The 14857-nt window shown below is 67.1% G+C and carries 14 protein-coding genes; 7 read left to right on the forward strand and 7 right to left on the reverse strand.

Going from position 1 to position 14857, the window contains the following annotated elements:
* Positions 1 to 131: 131 nt before the first annotated feature.
* The gene (locus ACIQLD_RS03070) at positions 132 to 1283 is read left to right on the forward strand and encodes a glutamate--cysteine ligase (protein ID WP_402604838.1); all 1152 of its coding nucleotides are present in this window, start codon (positions 132 to 134) and stop codon (positions 1281 to 1283) included.
* Between the two features lie 18 nt (positions 1284 to 1301).
* Here ACIQLD_RS03070 and ACIQLD_RS03075 read toward each other — a convergent pair whose 3' ends face one another.
* Positions 1302 to 2273: a sugar-binding transcriptional regulator gene (locus tag ACIQLD_RS03075; protein WP_021200458.1), complete on the reverse strand. Its 972-nt coding sequence runs from the start codon at positions 2271 to 2273 to the stop codon at positions 1302 to 1304.
* A gap of 103 nt (positions 2274 to 2376) precedes the next feature.
* Between ACIQLD_RS03075 and ACIQLD_RS03080 the strand changes: the two genes are divergently transcribed.
* The 3 genes from ACIQLD_RS03080 (at position 2377) to glpK (ending at position 6472) form a co-directional block, all read left to right on the forward strand.
* Positions 2377 to 4086 (forward strand): FAD-dependent oxidoreductase, encoded by a 1710-nt coding sequence (locus ACIQLD_RS03080; protein WP_402604841.1) that lies wholly within the window; start codon positions 2377 to 2379, stop codon positions 4084 to 4086.
* A gap of 92 nt (positions 4087 to 4178) precedes the next feature.
* Entirely contained in the window at positions 4179 to 4931 is a 753-nt protein-coding gene (locus tag ACIQLD_RS03085; protein WP_402604844.1) for an MIP/aquaporin family protein, read from the forward strand.
* Between the two features lie 26 nt (positions 4932 to 4957).
* On the forward strand, positions 4958 to 6472 hold the full coding sequence (gene glpK / locus ACIQLD_RS03090) for a glycerol kinase GlpK (protein ID WP_402604847.1): 1515 nt from the start codon (positions 4958 to 4960) through the stop codon (positions 6470 to 6472).
* Positions 6473 to 6552: 80 nt separating this feature from the next.
* Here glpK and ACIQLD_RS03095 read toward each other — a convergent pair whose 3' ends face one another.
* Together ACIQLD_RS03095 and ACIQLD_RS03100 are read right to left on the reverse strand one after the other, a co-directional pair.
* Entirely contained in the window at positions 6553 to 7470 is a 918-nt protein-coding gene (locus ACIQLD_RS03095) for a hypothetical protein (RefSeq protein WP_402604850.1), read from the reverse strand.
* Positions 7471 to 7578: 108 nt separating this feature from the next.
* Complete coding sequence (locus ACIQLD_RS03100; RefSeq protein WP_402604853.1) at positions 7579 to 8460, reverse strand: LysR family transcriptional regulator; 882 nt, start codon at positions 8458 to 8460, stop codon at positions 7579 to 7581.
* A gap of 78 nt (positions 8461 to 8538) precedes the next feature.
* On the opposite strand from ACIQLD_RS03100, the gene ACIQLD_RS03105 reads away from it, so the two are divergent.
* Positions 8539 to 9456 (forward strand): EamA family transporter, encoded by a 918-nt coding sequence (locus ACIQLD_RS03105; protein WP_402604856.1) that lies wholly within the window; start codon positions 8539 to 8541, stop codon positions 9454 to 9456.
* Positions 9457 to 9462: 6 nt separating this feature from the next.
* Here ACIQLD_RS03105 and ffh read toward each other — a convergent pair whose 3' ends face one another.
* Entirely contained in the window at positions 9463 to 11022 is a 1560-nt protein-coding gene (gene ffh, locus ACIQLD_RS03110) for a signal recognition particle protein (protein ID WP_402604858.1), read from the reverse strand.
* A 51-nt stretch (positions 11023 to 11073) separates the two neighbouring features.
* Entirely contained in the window at positions 11074 to 11658 is a 585-nt protein-coding gene (locus ACIQLD_RS03115; protein WP_402604860.1) for a TetR/AcrR family transcriptional regulator, read from the reverse strand.
* 99 nt (positions 11659 to 11757) lie between these two features.
* Here ACIQLD_RS03115 and lipB point away from each other — a divergent pair, with 99 nt between their 5' ends.
* The gene (lipB, locus tag ACIQLD_RS03120; protein WP_402604862.1) at positions 11758 to 12411 is read left to right on the forward strand and encodes a lipoyl(octanoyl) transferase LipB; all 654 of its coding nucleotides are present in this window, start codon (positions 11758 to 11760) and stop codon (positions 12409 to 12411) included.
* Entirely contained in the window at positions 12408 to 13397 is a 990-nt protein-coding gene (gene lipA, locus ACIQLD_RS03125; protein ID WP_402604864.1) for a lipoyl synthase, read from the forward strand. Before lipB ends, lipA begins: the two co-directional genes overlap by 4 nt.
* A gap of 35 nt (positions 13398 to 13432) precedes the next feature.
* Here the strand turns inward: lipA and ACIQLD_RS03130 are convergent, their stop codons facing one another.
* Together ACIQLD_RS03130 and ftsY are read right to left on the reverse strand one after the other, a co-directional pair.
* Positions 13433 to 13933 (reverse strand): DUF2004 domain-containing protein, encoded by a 501-nt coding sequence (locus ACIQLD_RS03130; RefSeq protein ID WP_402604867.1) that lies wholly within the window; start codon positions 13931 to 13933, stop codon positions 13433 to 13435.
* 44 nt (positions 13934 to 13977) lie between these two features.
* Entirely contained in the window at positions 13978 to 14850 is an 873-nt protein-coding gene (gene ftsY, locus ACIQLD_RS03135; RefSeq protein ID WP_402604870.1) for a signal recognition particle-docking protein FtsY, read from the reverse strand.
* Positions 14851 to 14857: the final 7 nt, after the last annotated feature.

Below are 14857 nucleotides of genomic sequence, written 5' to 3' on the forward strand. Positions count from 1 at the left end.
TGTGGACACCTGCTGGATAGAGGGTCGAGCAGGTGGTCCAGCCCTCTATTCTGCCAGATGCGCGCGCCAGGCGCGAAACGTGGCGAAACGGCTGTTGCCGTGTCGCGCGTCGCGCGTGCCAGACTGTGCGGGTGCAGCTCGAGTTCGCCTCATCCGCCCGGTCCACCGTCGGCCTCGAATGGGAGATCATGCTCGCGGATCCCGCGAGCGGTGACCTCGTCGGGCGCGCCCCCGAACTGCTCGCGGCGCTCGAAGCCGAGAGCGCCGATGAACGGCATACGGTCACGGGCGAACTGCTCACGAACACGATCGAGGTCACGAGCGGCATCGGTGACTCGGTGGCGCATGCGGTCGACGACATCGCGAACGCCATCACCGCGGTGCGAGCGGCGACGGAGCCTGCGGGGATCGAGCTGCTGTCAGCGGGAAGCCACCCCTTCGCCCAGTGGTACGACCAGCAGGTGACAGACAAGTCGCGGTACCACACCCTGATCGAGCGCACCCAGTGGTGGGGACGCAACATGATGATCTGGGGAATCCACGTGCACATCGGCGTCGAAGACCAGCGCAAGGTGTTCCCGATCATCAACGCTCTCGCCGGATTCCTCCCTCACCTGCAGTCGCTGGCGGCTTCGAGCCCGTACTGGGCAGGAGAACGCACCGGATACGCCTCCAACCGGGCCCTCGTGTTCCAGCAGCTCCCCACCGCCGGCCTGCCGTGGCCTCTGCACGACTGGTCGCAGTACGAGTCGTACCTCGATGACATGGTGCGTACCGGCGTGATGGCCGACGCGACGGAGGTGCGCTGGGACATCCGCCCCGCCCCCCGCTGGGGCACCATCGAGGTCCGCGCCTGCGACGGGCTCTCGACCCTGCCGGAGTTGGCTTCGGTCGCGGCACTCGTCCAGGTGCTCGTCGAGGACTTCTCACGACAGCTCGACGAGGGCAGGACCCTTCCGGAGCTTCCCGCCTGGTTCCACCGTGAGAACAAGTGGCGCGCCGCACGCTACGGGCTCGACGCTCGCGTGATCGTCGACGCCGACGGCACCCAGCGCCCGGTGCGCGAGCATCTGGCAGAGACACTCGAGGCCCTCACCCCGACCGCCGTCGAGCTCGGCTGCGGTCGCGAGTTCGGCGGCATCGCCACGATCCTGGACGGCGGCGCGAGCTACGCGCGACAGCTCGCGGTGGCGGATGCCGCCGGTGGCGACCTCACAGCCGTCGTGCACCACTTGATCCGCGAGTTCCGCTCCGGGCCGGAATCCTCGACCGACGAGCCGTAGCCGACCAGCGCGAGCAGCTCAGTCCTCGACGAGGCGCCTCGCGAGCCCTTCGTCCAGGACGACATCCGTGATCAGGCCAGCGGCCAGGGCCGCGCGGAGACTCACCAGCTTCGGGATTCCCGAGACGACGCACACGCGACGCGGGACGCGACGCAGACGATCGAGGCCGGGACCCGTGGCTCTGGCATTCACACGGATATCGCGCCAGGACCCGTCGGAACGGAAGAACACCGTCGCGACGTCGCCGATGGCATGGTCCTCCCGAAGGCTGCGATAGTCATCGCGTCCGAGATAGCCCCCGACGTAGACCCGGCTCGGAACCTCGGCGGCCGGCGAGCCGAGGCTGAACACGGCGACGTCCATCTTCGCCTGCAGATCGAGCACACGCCGAGTGCTCCGCTCCCGCCACATGGCTTCGCGCGTGGCGGGGTCGTCGAAGAAGGCCGGAACCGGGAACTGCTGCACCTGCGCGCCGAAAGCGCTGCCGAACCGCTGCAGGATGTCGCTGGAGTACTCCACACCGGTCGTCTGTGTGTTCCCGGCCCCGTTCAGCTGAACGAAGGTCGTGTTGTGCGTCTCCTTCTGCGTGAGCCCGCGACTGACCGCGCTGATGGTCGACCCCCACGCGACGCCGATCACCATGTTCGAGTCCACGAACTGCGACAAGAGGCGTCCGGCAGTGAGCGCCACGCGCTCGAGGCGTTCCACCTCACTGAGGATCTCCGGCATCGGCACGACGTGGGCGGCCACCCGATGCCTGTCGCGAATCCGATGCTCGAGCATGCCGAGGCGCTCGAGCGGAGAGTTGATCCGGATGTCGACGAGGCCGCTCTCCCGCGCGAAGCTGAGCAGCCGCGAGACCGAGGACCGGGAGGTGCCGAGCTCCTTCGCGATGACCTCCATCGTCTTGTCCTGCATGTAGTAGAGCTGCGCGGCGGTGAGCGCCGCGATCAGCTTGCTGTCGCGGGATTCCGCGCTTGCACCGGCCATGATGACCTCCTCGCCCTCGATCCTTGCACATATGTGCAGTGGGCTTGCGCGGGATGTCACACAGGTCGATGCTGGTTGGCAAGTAAGGAAGAGAGGGTCGACGATGATCGATTCGACACACTCGTCAGCGGAGCGCGCCGAGATTCGCGCCGTCCGCGAATCCGGACGCACCAGCGTCCTCGTCATCGGCGGGGGGATCAACGGCATCTCCACGTTCCGCGACCTGGCACTGCAGGGCGTCGATGTCGTGCTCGTCGAGCGAGGGGACTTCGCCTCGGGTGCATCCTCCGCCTCGAGCCACATGATCCACGGCGGGATCCGCTACCTCGAGAACGGTGAGTTCCGGCTCGTGCGCGAGTCCGTCGAGGAGCGCAACGGCCTGCTCAAGATCGCCCCGCACTACGTCAAGCCGCTGCAGACGACGATCCCTATCTACTCGACCTTCTCGGGCATCCTCTCCGCTCCCCTGCGGTTCCTCACGCACAAGAGCGGCAAGCCCCAGGAGCGCGGTGCGTTCCTGATCAAGGTCGGCCTCACGATCTACGACACCTTCTCCCGTGACGGGGGGATGGTCCCCCGGCATCGTTTCCTCGGCCGCAAGAAGTCTCTCGCCGAGCTGCCATCGCTCGACCCGAAGATCAAGTACACGGCCACGTATTACGACGCTTCAATGCACGACCCCGAGCGGCTCGCGCTCGACGTGCTGCAGGACGGGCGCACGGCACACCCCGGCGCGCACGCCCTCAACTACGTCGAAGCGATCGCCCGCGACGGCGACAAGGTCGTGCTGCGCGACCGTGAGAGCGGCACCGAGTTCATGGTGAAGGCCGACGTGGTCGTCAACGCCTCCGGTCCCTGGACCGACCTGACCAACGATGCACTGGGCACCGACACCCGCTTCATGGGCGGCACCAAGGGCTCGCACATCGTGCTCGATCACCCCGAGCTGCTCGAGGCGACACGGGGGCGCGAGATCTTCTTCGAGCACTCCGACGGGCGTATCGTGCTCATCTACCCGCTCAAGGGACGCGTCCTGGTCGGCACGACCGATATCGACGCCGACCCGCGTGAGGTCCCCGTGTGCACCGAGGAGGAGGTCGATTACTTCTTCGATCTGATCCACCACGTCTTCCCGACGATCCCCGTCGCACGCGACCAGATCGTGTACAAGTTCTCGGGTATCCGCCCGCTGCCGCGCCACGAGGACACTGCTCCCGGATTCGTCTCCCGCGACTACCGCATCGAGGTCGACGAGAAGGGTGCGGTCCCCCTCGTGAGCCTCGTCGGTGGAAAGTGGACCACGTTCCGCGCACTCGGCGAATCGCTCTCCGACGTCGTGCTCGGACTCATCGACCGCACCCGGACCGTCTCCACCGCAGGACGCGCGATCGGCGGCGGCCGGGAGTTCCCGCGCACCGAGAAGGCCAGGCGCATCTGGATCCAGGAGAACCTCCCGGGCGCCGGCGTACGCGCCGACCAGCTGCTCGCCCGCTACGGCACCCGGGCCGCCCAGGTCTGGGAGTACGTCGAACAGGGAACGGACTCTCCGCTCGCCGGGGGCGACCTCTCCACGCGCGAACTCGAGTGGATGGTGCAGAACGAGATGGTGGCGCGCCTCGAGGATGTCGTCCTCCGTCGCACCAGCATCGCGTTCACCGGTGGCGCAGACGCCGACGTCCTCGACGAGATCGCCGACGCCCTCGCGCCGATGCTCGGCTGGGATCGCTCGCGTCACGACGCCGAGCTCGAGCAGACCCGCCAGCTGCTGAACGAACGACACGGACTCGATATCCCGTCCCGCACCCGCGGCTGACGGGGTCTCGGACTGCCGCCCTCCTCGCGGCGCAACTCCCATAACGTGTCGGGGCAGAGGGGCCCCGACACACAAGAAAGGTCAAAGAAGACATGGCTGATGTGAATCTCGGTCTCTACTTCCTCTCCGAGCTTGTCGGCACAGCGATGCTGGTGCTGCTCGGATGTGGTGTCGTCGCCAACGTCGCCCTCGCGAAGAACAAGGGCTTCGGCGGCGGCTTCCTGATGGTCAACTGGGGATGGGGCCTCGCGGTCTTCGCCGGTGTGCTCGTCTCCGCGTACTCCGGTGCGATCCTCAACCCGGCCGTCGGCATCGGCCTGCTGCTCGCCGGCAAGATCAACTTCGTGATGTTCCTGACGGCCACGGCCGCAGAACTCGTCGGAGCGATCCTCGGTGCCATCGTCACGTGGCTCGCGTACAAGCAGCACTTCGACGAGGAGCCCGACCCCGCCAACAAGCTCGGCGTGTTCTCCACCGGCCCCGCGATCCGCTCCTACGGCTGGAACCTCGTCACCGAGATCATCGGTACCTTCGTGCTGGTGTTCGTGATCTTCGCGTTCGCCGATTACGGCGACATCGAGGTCGGCACCCCCGGAGGCCTCGGACCGCTCACCGCGCTCCCCGTCGCGCTCCTCGTGGTCGCGATCGGCGCCTCCCTCGGTGGTCCGACCGGCTACGCGATCAACCCGGCCCGTGACCTCGGCCCGCGCATCGCTCACGCCATCCTCCCGATCAAGGGTAAGGGCTCCAGCGACTGGTCCTACTCGTGGGTCCCTGTGGTCGGTCCGCTCATCGGTGGTGCGATCGCCGCCGCTGCAGCGCCCGTCCTGCTGCACCTCGCCTGAACGACCTGAATTCAAAGGAGAACACCATGGCTGACTACATCCTCGCCATCGACCAGGGAACGACTTCGAGCCGCGCGATCATCTTCGACAAGAAGGGCAGCATCATCGCGACGGGCCAGAAGGAGCACGAGCAGATCCTGCCGAAGGCCGGCTGGGTCGAGCACGACGCCTCCGAGATCTGGCGCAACGTCCAGGAGGTCATCGGTCTGGCCTTGAGCCGTGCCGACCTCACGCGTCACGACATCGCCGCAGTGGGCATCACCAACCAGCGCGAGACCGCGGTCGTCTGGGACAAGACCACGGGAAAGCCGGCCTACAACGCGATCGTGTGGCAGGACACGCGCACGCAGGACATCGTGGACCGGTTGGCCGCAGACGGCGGCGTCGAGCGGTTCAAGCCGGTCGTCGGGCTGCCCCTGGCGACGTACTTCTCCGGCACCAAGATCGCCTGGATCCTGGAGAACGTCGACGGAGCACGCGAGAAGGCGGAGGCCGGTGACCTGATCTTCGGCACCACCGACAGCTGGGTGCTCTGGAACCTCACTGGTGGCGTCGACGGCGGCGTGCACGTGACAGATGTGACCAACGCATCGCGCACGATGTTCATGGACCTCGAGACGCTCGAATGGCGCGACGACATCCTCGAGGCCTTCGGCGTGCCACGGTCGATGATGCCGGAGATCCGTTCGTCCTCGGAGGTCTACGGCGCGGCGGAAGACTCCTCGCTGCTCCGCGAGACGCCGATCGCCGGCATCCTGGGCGATCAGCAGGCGGCGACGTTCGGACAGGCGGCATTCCAGAAGGGTGAGAGCAAGAACACCTACGGCACCGGTTGCTTCCTGATCTTCAACACGGGCGAGGAGATCGTCCACTCGAAGAACGGCCTGCTCACCACCGTCGGCTACAAGCTCGGCGACCAGCCCACGCACTACGCCCTCGAAGGCTCCATCGCCGTCACCGGTTCGCTGATCCAGTGGCTGCGAGACCAGCTCGGCATCATCTCGTCGGCCCCCGAGGTCGAGGAGCTGGCCGACAAGGTCGAGGACAACGGCGGGGTCTACATCGTGCCCGCGTTCTCCGGTCTGTTCGCTCCGTACTGGCGTCCCGACGCCCGTGGCGCGATCGTCGGGCTCACGCGCTACGCGAACAAGAACCACATCGCTCGCGCAGCGCTCGAAGCCGTCGCCTTCCAGACGCGTGACGTGCTGGATGCCGTGAACGCGGACGCCGGCGTGGATCTCACCGAGCTCAAGGTCGACGGCGGCATGGTCGCCAACGACGCGCTCATGCAGTTCCAGGCGGACGTCCTCGGCGTGCCGGTCGTTCGGCCGGTGGTCGCGGAGACGACGGCGCTCGGCGCGGCCTACGCGGCCGGACTCGCGGTCGGATTCTGGAACGGACTCGATGACCTGTCCGCCAACTGGCAGGAAGACAAGCGCTGGGAGCCCTCCATGGAGGAAGCCGAACGCGACCGCCAGCTGCGCCTGTGGCGCAAGGCGATCACCAAGTCGATGGACTGGGTCGACGACGACGTGAAGTGATCTGACGCGACAGCGAAGCGGGTCCGGGGTTCACCCCCGGACCCGCTTCGTCATCTGCGCCGCATCGGCCCGCTGAACCGTCAGACTCCGTTGATCGACGCGAAGAAGGCGCCGGTGCCGTCGACCGAGACGCGTCCGCTCTCGTCGCTCGAGGTCACCTGCTCGTAGCCGGAGTCGCTCCAGTAGAAGACATCCGTCGCGATCTCCCCGACGCCCTGTCCGAACATCTGTTGAGCGAATCCATGCATGTCCTGCACGACGTGGATCGCCTCCGGTCCGGTGACCACGTGGAACGCCACATGATGACGTGATGGTACGGCGAACAGCACGCCGTGCGGTGCCGATGAGATGCCGGCTGCCGCCAGGAGGGCCGGGAAGTCGAGCACCCGGCTCGCGGTGAACATGGAGTCCGACACGATCGCCTGGAAGACGCCGTTGCCGACGTCGAGGGTGTGGACCTCCTCGATCGGCTCCGCCGACACTGCCGCGAGAGCCGTCGCCCACAGCTGTTCGACATCGAACCGGCCGACGATCGCATCCGGGACGGCGGTCGTGGTCTCGGGGTGATCGAGCATGAGGATCGCTTCGAGGTCGTTCGCGATCGCGCGCCGGTACGTGTACGCCGCGCGGTGGCTCTCCGGGAGATACGACGACGGGATGAGACGTGCTTTCACGAGCGACAGGATCTGGTCATCGGAGAGATCTTCGTCGCGGGGTGCGGCCTGACGGCTCAGCAGACCGGAGATATGACGCTCGACGACCTCCGGCCAGTTCGACTCCGGTTCGAGCTTCACGGCACGCGAGAGGTTGTACAGCCCGTACTGCGCTCCGGACTCCCCCTCGGCGTAGTCGCCGCGCACGGTGACCGCCCCTGCTGCCGCAGGCCACTTCTCCGCGAACAGTGTGCGCAGCAGGGTGGCCTGCGGGACCGTGAGGTCTTCGAGATGCGCGTCAGGCTGTGCTGCGTTCGACTTCTTACCGAAATTCAGGAACCCCACGCGGTCTTCTCCCCCGACGATCACCGCCCGAAGGACTTCTTCGGCGCGGACTCAAAACGGACCCAGACTAGCGCAGGCCGGCCGACGATCGATCACGCCCGGTGATGGTCACGCCGAGAGCGCGACTTCGGTCACGGCGATGAACGCGCGCGCGACGTTCCGTGGCGCGGCGGCGTCCCAGGCGAGGTGTTCGAGACGTACAGGGCCACCGCGCACCTCCACCGCGACGACATCGAACCCGGAGCGCTCGACGGTGCCCGGCGCCAGCAGGGTCACGGCCAGCCCTGCCTCCACGAGTCCCAGGATGAGTGTCGCGGAGTCGGCCTCGAAGGCGACGTCGCGCGTCAGGCCCGCAGCAGCGAACGCCCCGTCGCTCTGGGCACGACCGGAGGTCGCCGCGGGGAAGTCCGCGAACGTCATCCCCGCGACATCGTCGAGCTCTATGCTCTCCTCATCCGCGAGTTCGTGTCCGCGCGGAAGGACGGCGACGAGCGGGTCACGAGAGAGAACGCGCGACTCCACCCCCTCGGGATCGACGCCCTCCCGCAGACCGAGCAGAGCGATGTCGAGCTCATCGTTTCGGAGCCTGCGGGCGAGGACATCACTGTTCCCGACCTGCAGCTCCACCCTGACGAGCGGGCAAGCCGCACGATAGGCGACGAGCACCGCGGGGAGGTCGATGGCGGTCACCGTCGGGATGACGCCGATTCGCAGCGTGCCTTCCACGACGCCGTCGACGGCGGCAGCGTCCTCCTTCGCCTGAGCTGCGGCCCGAAGCGCGCGACGCGCAGATACGACGAACGCCTGACCTGCCTCCGTCAGCCGCACATGGCGACTCGAACGCGCGAACAGTCGGCGGCCGAGTTCACGCTCGAGTGATGCGATCTGGTGGCTCAACGCCGATTGGGTGACGAAACATCGTTCGGCCGCCCGGGTGAAGCTCAGCGTCTCGGCGACTTCGACGACATAGCGGAGCTGTTGAAGTTCCATGCATCCATGATTGCTGCTCATGTTTGTGGTGACAACCATGTGTTGGACTCATCACGTCTTCCCTCGCAGGCTGGAGGCATGAACCGCCTGGCCCTGGTGCTGCTGACCGCCCTCGCCCCCATCGCATGGGGCACGACCTACCTCGTCACCACAGAACTGCTCCCGCCGGGGCACCCGCTGTTCGCCGGGCTCCTCCGTTCTCTCCCGGCGGGGCTCCTGGCGGTCCTCATCAGCAGGCGCCTTCCCCTCGGCGGATGGTGGGCCAAGTCGTTCATCCTGGGAGCGCTCAACATCGGCGCCTTCTTCCCCCTGCTGTTTCTGGCGGCGGAACGTCTCCCCGGCGGCGTCGCGGCCGCCGTCGCGGGTGCGCAGCCCCTCATCGTCCTGGTCCTGGGCGCACTCGTCCTGCAGGAACGGATCCGTCCGATCACCGCCGCAGCGGCCGCCGTCGGCGCGGGCGGAGTGGCCCTGGTGGTCTTGAGCCCTGCCGCCGAGCTCGATCTCTGGGGAATCCTCGCCGCCCTCGGTGGCGTCACCGCGACGGGAGTGGGCATGATCCTCACGAAGCGTTGGGGCCGGCCGACCGGCGTCGGCCCCATCGCCTACGCAGGCTGGCAGCTCAGCGCCGGCGGGCTCCTGCTGCTGCCGTTGACGCTGTTCGTCGAGGGCGTGCCTCACACGATCGACGGCAACGCCGCGCTCGGCTACCTATGGCTCGGGACGGCCGGCGGGATCGTCGCCTACACGCTCTGGTTCCGTGGCGTCCAGCAGCTCCCGGTCATCGCGCCGGGACTCCTCGCGCTGCTCTCCCCCATCGTCGCGACGGTGCTCGGCGTCTTGGTCGCCGGCGAACGGTTCACCGCGCTCCAGGCCGTCGGCTTCGTCCTGACGCTCGGCGCACTCGTGCTGGGACAGCTGGTCTCGCGGCCGGACCGGCGCACTGCGGCGCACGCCACCACTGCGATGTCAGCAGAGGCACTCACGGCGCCGCGCTGAGCGGACTCAGCCCTTGCCGAAGAGCTTCTGGATCTCAGCGAGATCGGCTTCGCTCGGAGCTTGCGCAGCCCCGCCGCCCAAGCCGAATCCCGAGCCGGTCGGCGTGGTGGACGATGCGATCCCCGCGTTCTCCGCCGCGCGCTTGGCGGGGTTGCCCGAACGCGATCCACCGGACGACTTGCCCTTCTTGCCGCGCTTGGAAGACGCGCCGGGACGCCCCATACCGGGCACCGGTCCCATGCCGGGGATGTTCGGTGTGCCGCCGCGAGCCACCGTCTTCATCATCTTCGCCGCCTGCTCGAAGCGCTGCACGAGCTGGTTCACGTCGGTGACGGTCATACCGGAGCCCCGGGCGATGCGCAGACGACGCGATCCGTTCAGCACCTTGGGGTTGCGGCGCTCCCCCGGAGTCATCGAACGGATGATGGCCTCGGTGCGGTCGATCTCGCGCTCATCGAAGTCGTCGAGCTGCTGCTTCATCTGGCCCATACCCGGGAGCATCCCGAGCATCTTCTTCATCGAGCCCATCTTCTTCATCTGCTGAAGCTGGTCGAGGAAGTCCTCGAGGGTGAAGGCTTCGGTCGCGAGCTTCTCGGCCATCTTCATGGCCTCTTCCTCATCGAAGGCCTGCTGGGCCTGCTCGATGAGGGTCAGGATGTCGCCGAGGTCGAGGATACGGCTCGCCATGCGGTCCGGGTGGAACGGCTCGAGGTCTTCGAGCCTTTCGCCCGTCGAGGCGAAGATGATGGGACGACCGGTCACGGAGGCGACGGAGAGCGCGGCACCACCGCGGGCATCACCGTCGAGCTTGGAGAGCACGACGCCGGTGAAGTCCACGCCTTCCTGGAACGCCTTGGCGGTGTTCACGGCATCCTGACCGATCATCGCGTCGATGACGAACAGGACCTCGTCGGGGTTCACCGCCTTGCGGATGTCTGCCGCCTGCTTCATGAGCTCGGCATCCACGCCGAGGCGGCCGGCGGTGTCGATGATCACGACATCGTGCTGCTGGCGGCGTGCGTAATCGACACCGTCTCGCGAGACCCTCACGGGGTCGCCGACGCCGTTGCCGGGCTCGGGGGCGTAGACCGAGGCGCCGGCCTGCTCCGCGACGACCTGCAGCTGGTTCACCGCGTTCGGACGCTGGAGATCGGCCGCCACGAGCAGGGGCGTGTGTCCCTCGCCTTCGAGCTGCTTGGCGAGCTTGCCTGCGAAGGTGGTCTTACCGGAGCCTTGCAGACCGGCGAGCATGATCACCGTCGGCGCCGTCTTCGCGAACTGCAGACGACGCTGCTCTCCGCCGAGGATCTGCACGAGCTCCTCGTTGACGATCTGCACGACCTGCTGCGCGGGGTTCAGGGCCTTGTTGACCTCGTCACCGAGTGCGCGTTCGCGCACTTTCGCCGTGAACTCCTTGACGACGACGAGCGCGACGTCGGCGTCGAGCAGGGCGCGACGGATCTCGCGGACGGTGCCGTCGACGTCGGCCGCGGTCAGCTTTCCCTTCGTGCGCAGATTGCGGAAGGTCTCGGTGAGCCGATCGGAGAGCGTGCCAAATGTAGCCATGGTGCTCTGATTCTACGCGAGCGGAGGCTGGTTGCTCAGCCCGGGCGGGAGTCAGGACCAGGGAAGGTCGTGGATCGTTCCCAGGGCTTCCCGCAAGACCGTCTCCGGGGCTCCTCGCCCGGCGCCCTGTTCCGCCCATACCCGCAGCGACGACAGCACGGCTGCCGCATGGGCCGCTCCCAGGATGTCGGCGCGGATGACGTCGACTCCCGCGGAGGAAGCCGCGCGAGACATTGCTGCAGACAAGCGGGCGAGCCGGAGGCCGGTGTCGCGGACGAGCTCGCCTTCCAATCCCATCGCTGCCGCATTGCGCAGTGCGAGCGCAAGGGGGTCCGGAGCGAAATCATGCACGACCGACAACAGGATGTCGCGCACCGACTCTCCGGTGGCCGCTCTGCCGAGCTCTTCCAGCGAGGTGATCGCGTGTCCGATCCGTTCGTCGACGCCCGACCACAGGACGTCGCTCTTGGAGGCGAAGTAGTTGAAGAAGCTGGACCGGCTCACGCCGGCGCGCTGTGTGATGTCCGCCACAGATGTCGCGTCGTATCCGCGCTCCAGGAAGAGCTCGCACGCAGCCTCTGCGAGGGTCTCCCTCGACGACGCCTTGGGGCGCCCTGCCCTGCCAGTGGAACTCATGCCCTCACGTTATCGCGAGGGATGTGTCGACGACGCCGTCCGCCCCTCCGAAGGGTATTGTTGTTCTCAGTCCATTTACGCAACGAAGGCGGCTTTGTGATGCTCGAGATCCTGACCCCGGGGTTCGCTCCGACGCTCGTGCCGTACATCGACGGGTGGGATCTTCAACGTCGCATCCACGCCGATGTCGTCGACGGCACCCGTCCCGACACTCTGATCCTTCTCGAACACGAGGCGGTCTACACAGCGGGCAAACGCACGGAACCCCAGGAGCGCCCACAGGATGGCACCCCCGTGATCGACGTCGATCGTGGCGGGAAGATCACCTGGCACGGGCCGGGGCAACTGGTGGGATACCCGATCGTGCGCCTCATCGAACCGATCGACGTCGTCGCCCATGTGCGCCGTCTGGAGCGGCTGCTGATCGATGTGCTGCGGCCTTTCGGCGTCGACGGCTATCAGGTCGAGGGCCGCAGCGGGGTCTGGGTGCCCCGACCGCTCTCTGAAGACAAGGTCGCGGCGATCGGAGTTCGCGTGCAGCAGGGGGTAACGATGCACGGCTTCGCGATCAACTGCGACAACTCGCTCGCCGGCTTCCGCGGCATCATCCCCTGCGGCATCACCGACGCCGGCGTCACGACCGTGAGCGAGGTCACGGGGGCCGCCGTCTCGCCTCTCGACCTCGTCGACGCGGTCACCCGCGCCTTCCTCGCCGACTACGCGACCACCGAACTGTCAGGAGCCCCCGCATGACCGCCGCACCCGAGGGCCGCAAGCTCCTCCGCCTCGAGATCCGCAACGCCGAGACACCGATCGAGCGCAAGCCCGAGTGGATCAAGACCAAGGCGAAGATGGGTCCGGAATACACGGCTCTGCATTCACTCGTGAAGAGCGAAGACCTGCACACGGTGTGCCAGGAGGCGGGCTGCCCGAACATCTACGAATGCTGGGAGGACCGGGAGGCGACCTTCCTCATCGGCGGCTCACAGTGCACCCGCCGTTGCGACTTCTGCCAGATCGACACGGGCAAGCCGGCCGACTACGACATCGACGAGCCACGTCGGGTGGCGGAGAGCGTCGTCCGGATGAACCTTCGGTACGCCACCGTGACGAGTGTGGCGCGCGACGACCTCCCGGACACGGGAGCGTGGCTCAACGCCGAGACGGTGCGCAAGATCCATGAGCTGAACCCGAACACCGGCGTGGAGCTGCTCGCGAATGAGCACAACGCGGACCCGGCATTCCTCGGGCAGATCTTCGACGCGCGTCCCGAGGTGTTCGCGCACAATGTCGAGACGGTGCCGCGCATCTTCAAGCGCATCCGGCCGGCCTTCCGATACGAGCGCTCGCTGAACGTGCTGACGCAGGCTCGGGATGCCGGACTGATCACGAAGTCGAATCTCATCCTCGGCATGGGCGAGGAACCCGAAGAGGTGGTGCAGGCGCTCAACGATCTGCACGACGCCGGCTGCGACATCATCACGATCACGCAGTACCTGCGCCCGACCCCCCGCCATCACCCGGTCTCACGGTGGGTGAAGCCGGCCGAGTTCGTCGAGTTCAAGGAAGAGGCCGAGCGCATCGGATTCCTCGGTGTCCTGGCGGGCCCCCTCGTGCGGTCGTCTTACCGCGCCGGTCGGCTGTGGGCGCAGTCCATGACGTCGAAGGGACGCGAGATCCCCGCACACCTCTCGCACATCGCCGAGAGCGCCGACCTCGGCTTCGCGCAGGCCGTCTGACCCGGCTGTCGCCCGGACGCTGTCCGGGCGACGGATCAGTCCGCGCTCATCACGGACTGCACGCTGCCGTCTGAACCGAGATTGACGAGCAGCACGTCGTCTGTCGAGCTGTCGTCGAGCGCGTACTCGAGCACCGCGAACGGTTCGGCGCCTCCGTGCTCATCGGCGAGGATCGTCATGCTCATCAACCGCAGCGATCGGATGATGTCGACGGCGGCGTCGCCCGATACGTCGACGAGGACATCCGGCAGATCGTCGCCGTAGGTCTCCTGCTGCTGGAGAATGTACTCGGTCACCTCGCTCGTGCGGTCGTCGACTTCGGCGAGCATGCCCCGTCGAGCGGTGTCATCGACACTCTCGAGTCCCGCGATGAGCGAGGCGGCGATATCGAGCGCATCGGCTGACACGTCGTCCTGATCCGGCGCGGTCAGATCGACGGTGACGCTCTGGTCGCCGAGCTCCACGGTCTCCGACCAGAAGATCGAGCCGTCCGGGCCTGAGGACAGGAGTCCGAAGTAGTCGTGTTCGATCGCCATAACGCTATGAAACCAGCCTCGTGCTCACTGCGGTAGTCCCGTCATCAACCGACCAGCGACTGGACGAACACATGGGGGGTGAAACCGGTCAGATCGTCGATCCCCTCGCCCTGTCCGAGCAGCTTCACCGGGATGCCGGTGCGCTCCTGCACCGCCAGCACGAAACCGCCCTTGGCCGAGCCGTCGAGCTTGGTGAGGACGAGTCCGGTGACGCCGGCGTGCTGTAGGAAGGCCTCGGCCTGCATGACGCCGTTCTGCCCCGTGGTGGCATCCAACACGAGCAGCACCTCGCTGATCGGCGCCTGCTTCTCGATCACGCGCCGCACCTTCGAGAGCTCGTCCATGAGGCCGCCCTTGGTGTGCAGACGCCCTGCCGTGTCGATGATCGCGATCTCGATGCCCTCGCGCTTCGCGTACTCGACCGTCTGGAAGGCGACGGATGCCGGGTCCTGGCCCTCCTGCTGCGGACGCACGATCGCGGCCCCACCGCGCTGCGCCCACGTCGCGAGCTGGTCGACCGCCGCCGCACGGAACGTGTCGGCTGCACCGACCACGACGCTGCGCTGGTAGCCACGCAGGAACTTCGTGAACTTGCCGATGGTCGTCGTCTTGCCGACGCCGTTGACCCCGACGACGAGGACGACGGCGGGGCGCTCGGTGAGCTTCAGCGTCGTGTCGAACGTCGCGAAGTGCTCCTCCAGTGTCTCCCGCAGCATGCGCTGGAGGTCTTTGGGGTCGGTGGTGCGGTACCGGTCGACCTTCGCGCGCAGCTCTTCCACGACGCGCTCACTGATGTCCGGGCCGAAGTCGGCCGTGATGAGAGCGGTCTCGAGGTCCTCCCAGGTCGTCTCATCGATGGTGGGCTTGACGAACATGCCGCGCAGTGCGCGACCAAGAGACCAGGACTTCTCCGCCATCACTCCA

The sequence above is a fragment of the Microbacterium sp. NPDC091662 genome, assembly GCF_044756705.1.
Lineage (GTDB): Bacteria > Actinomycetota > Actinomycetes > Actinomycetales > Microbacteriaceae > Microbacterium.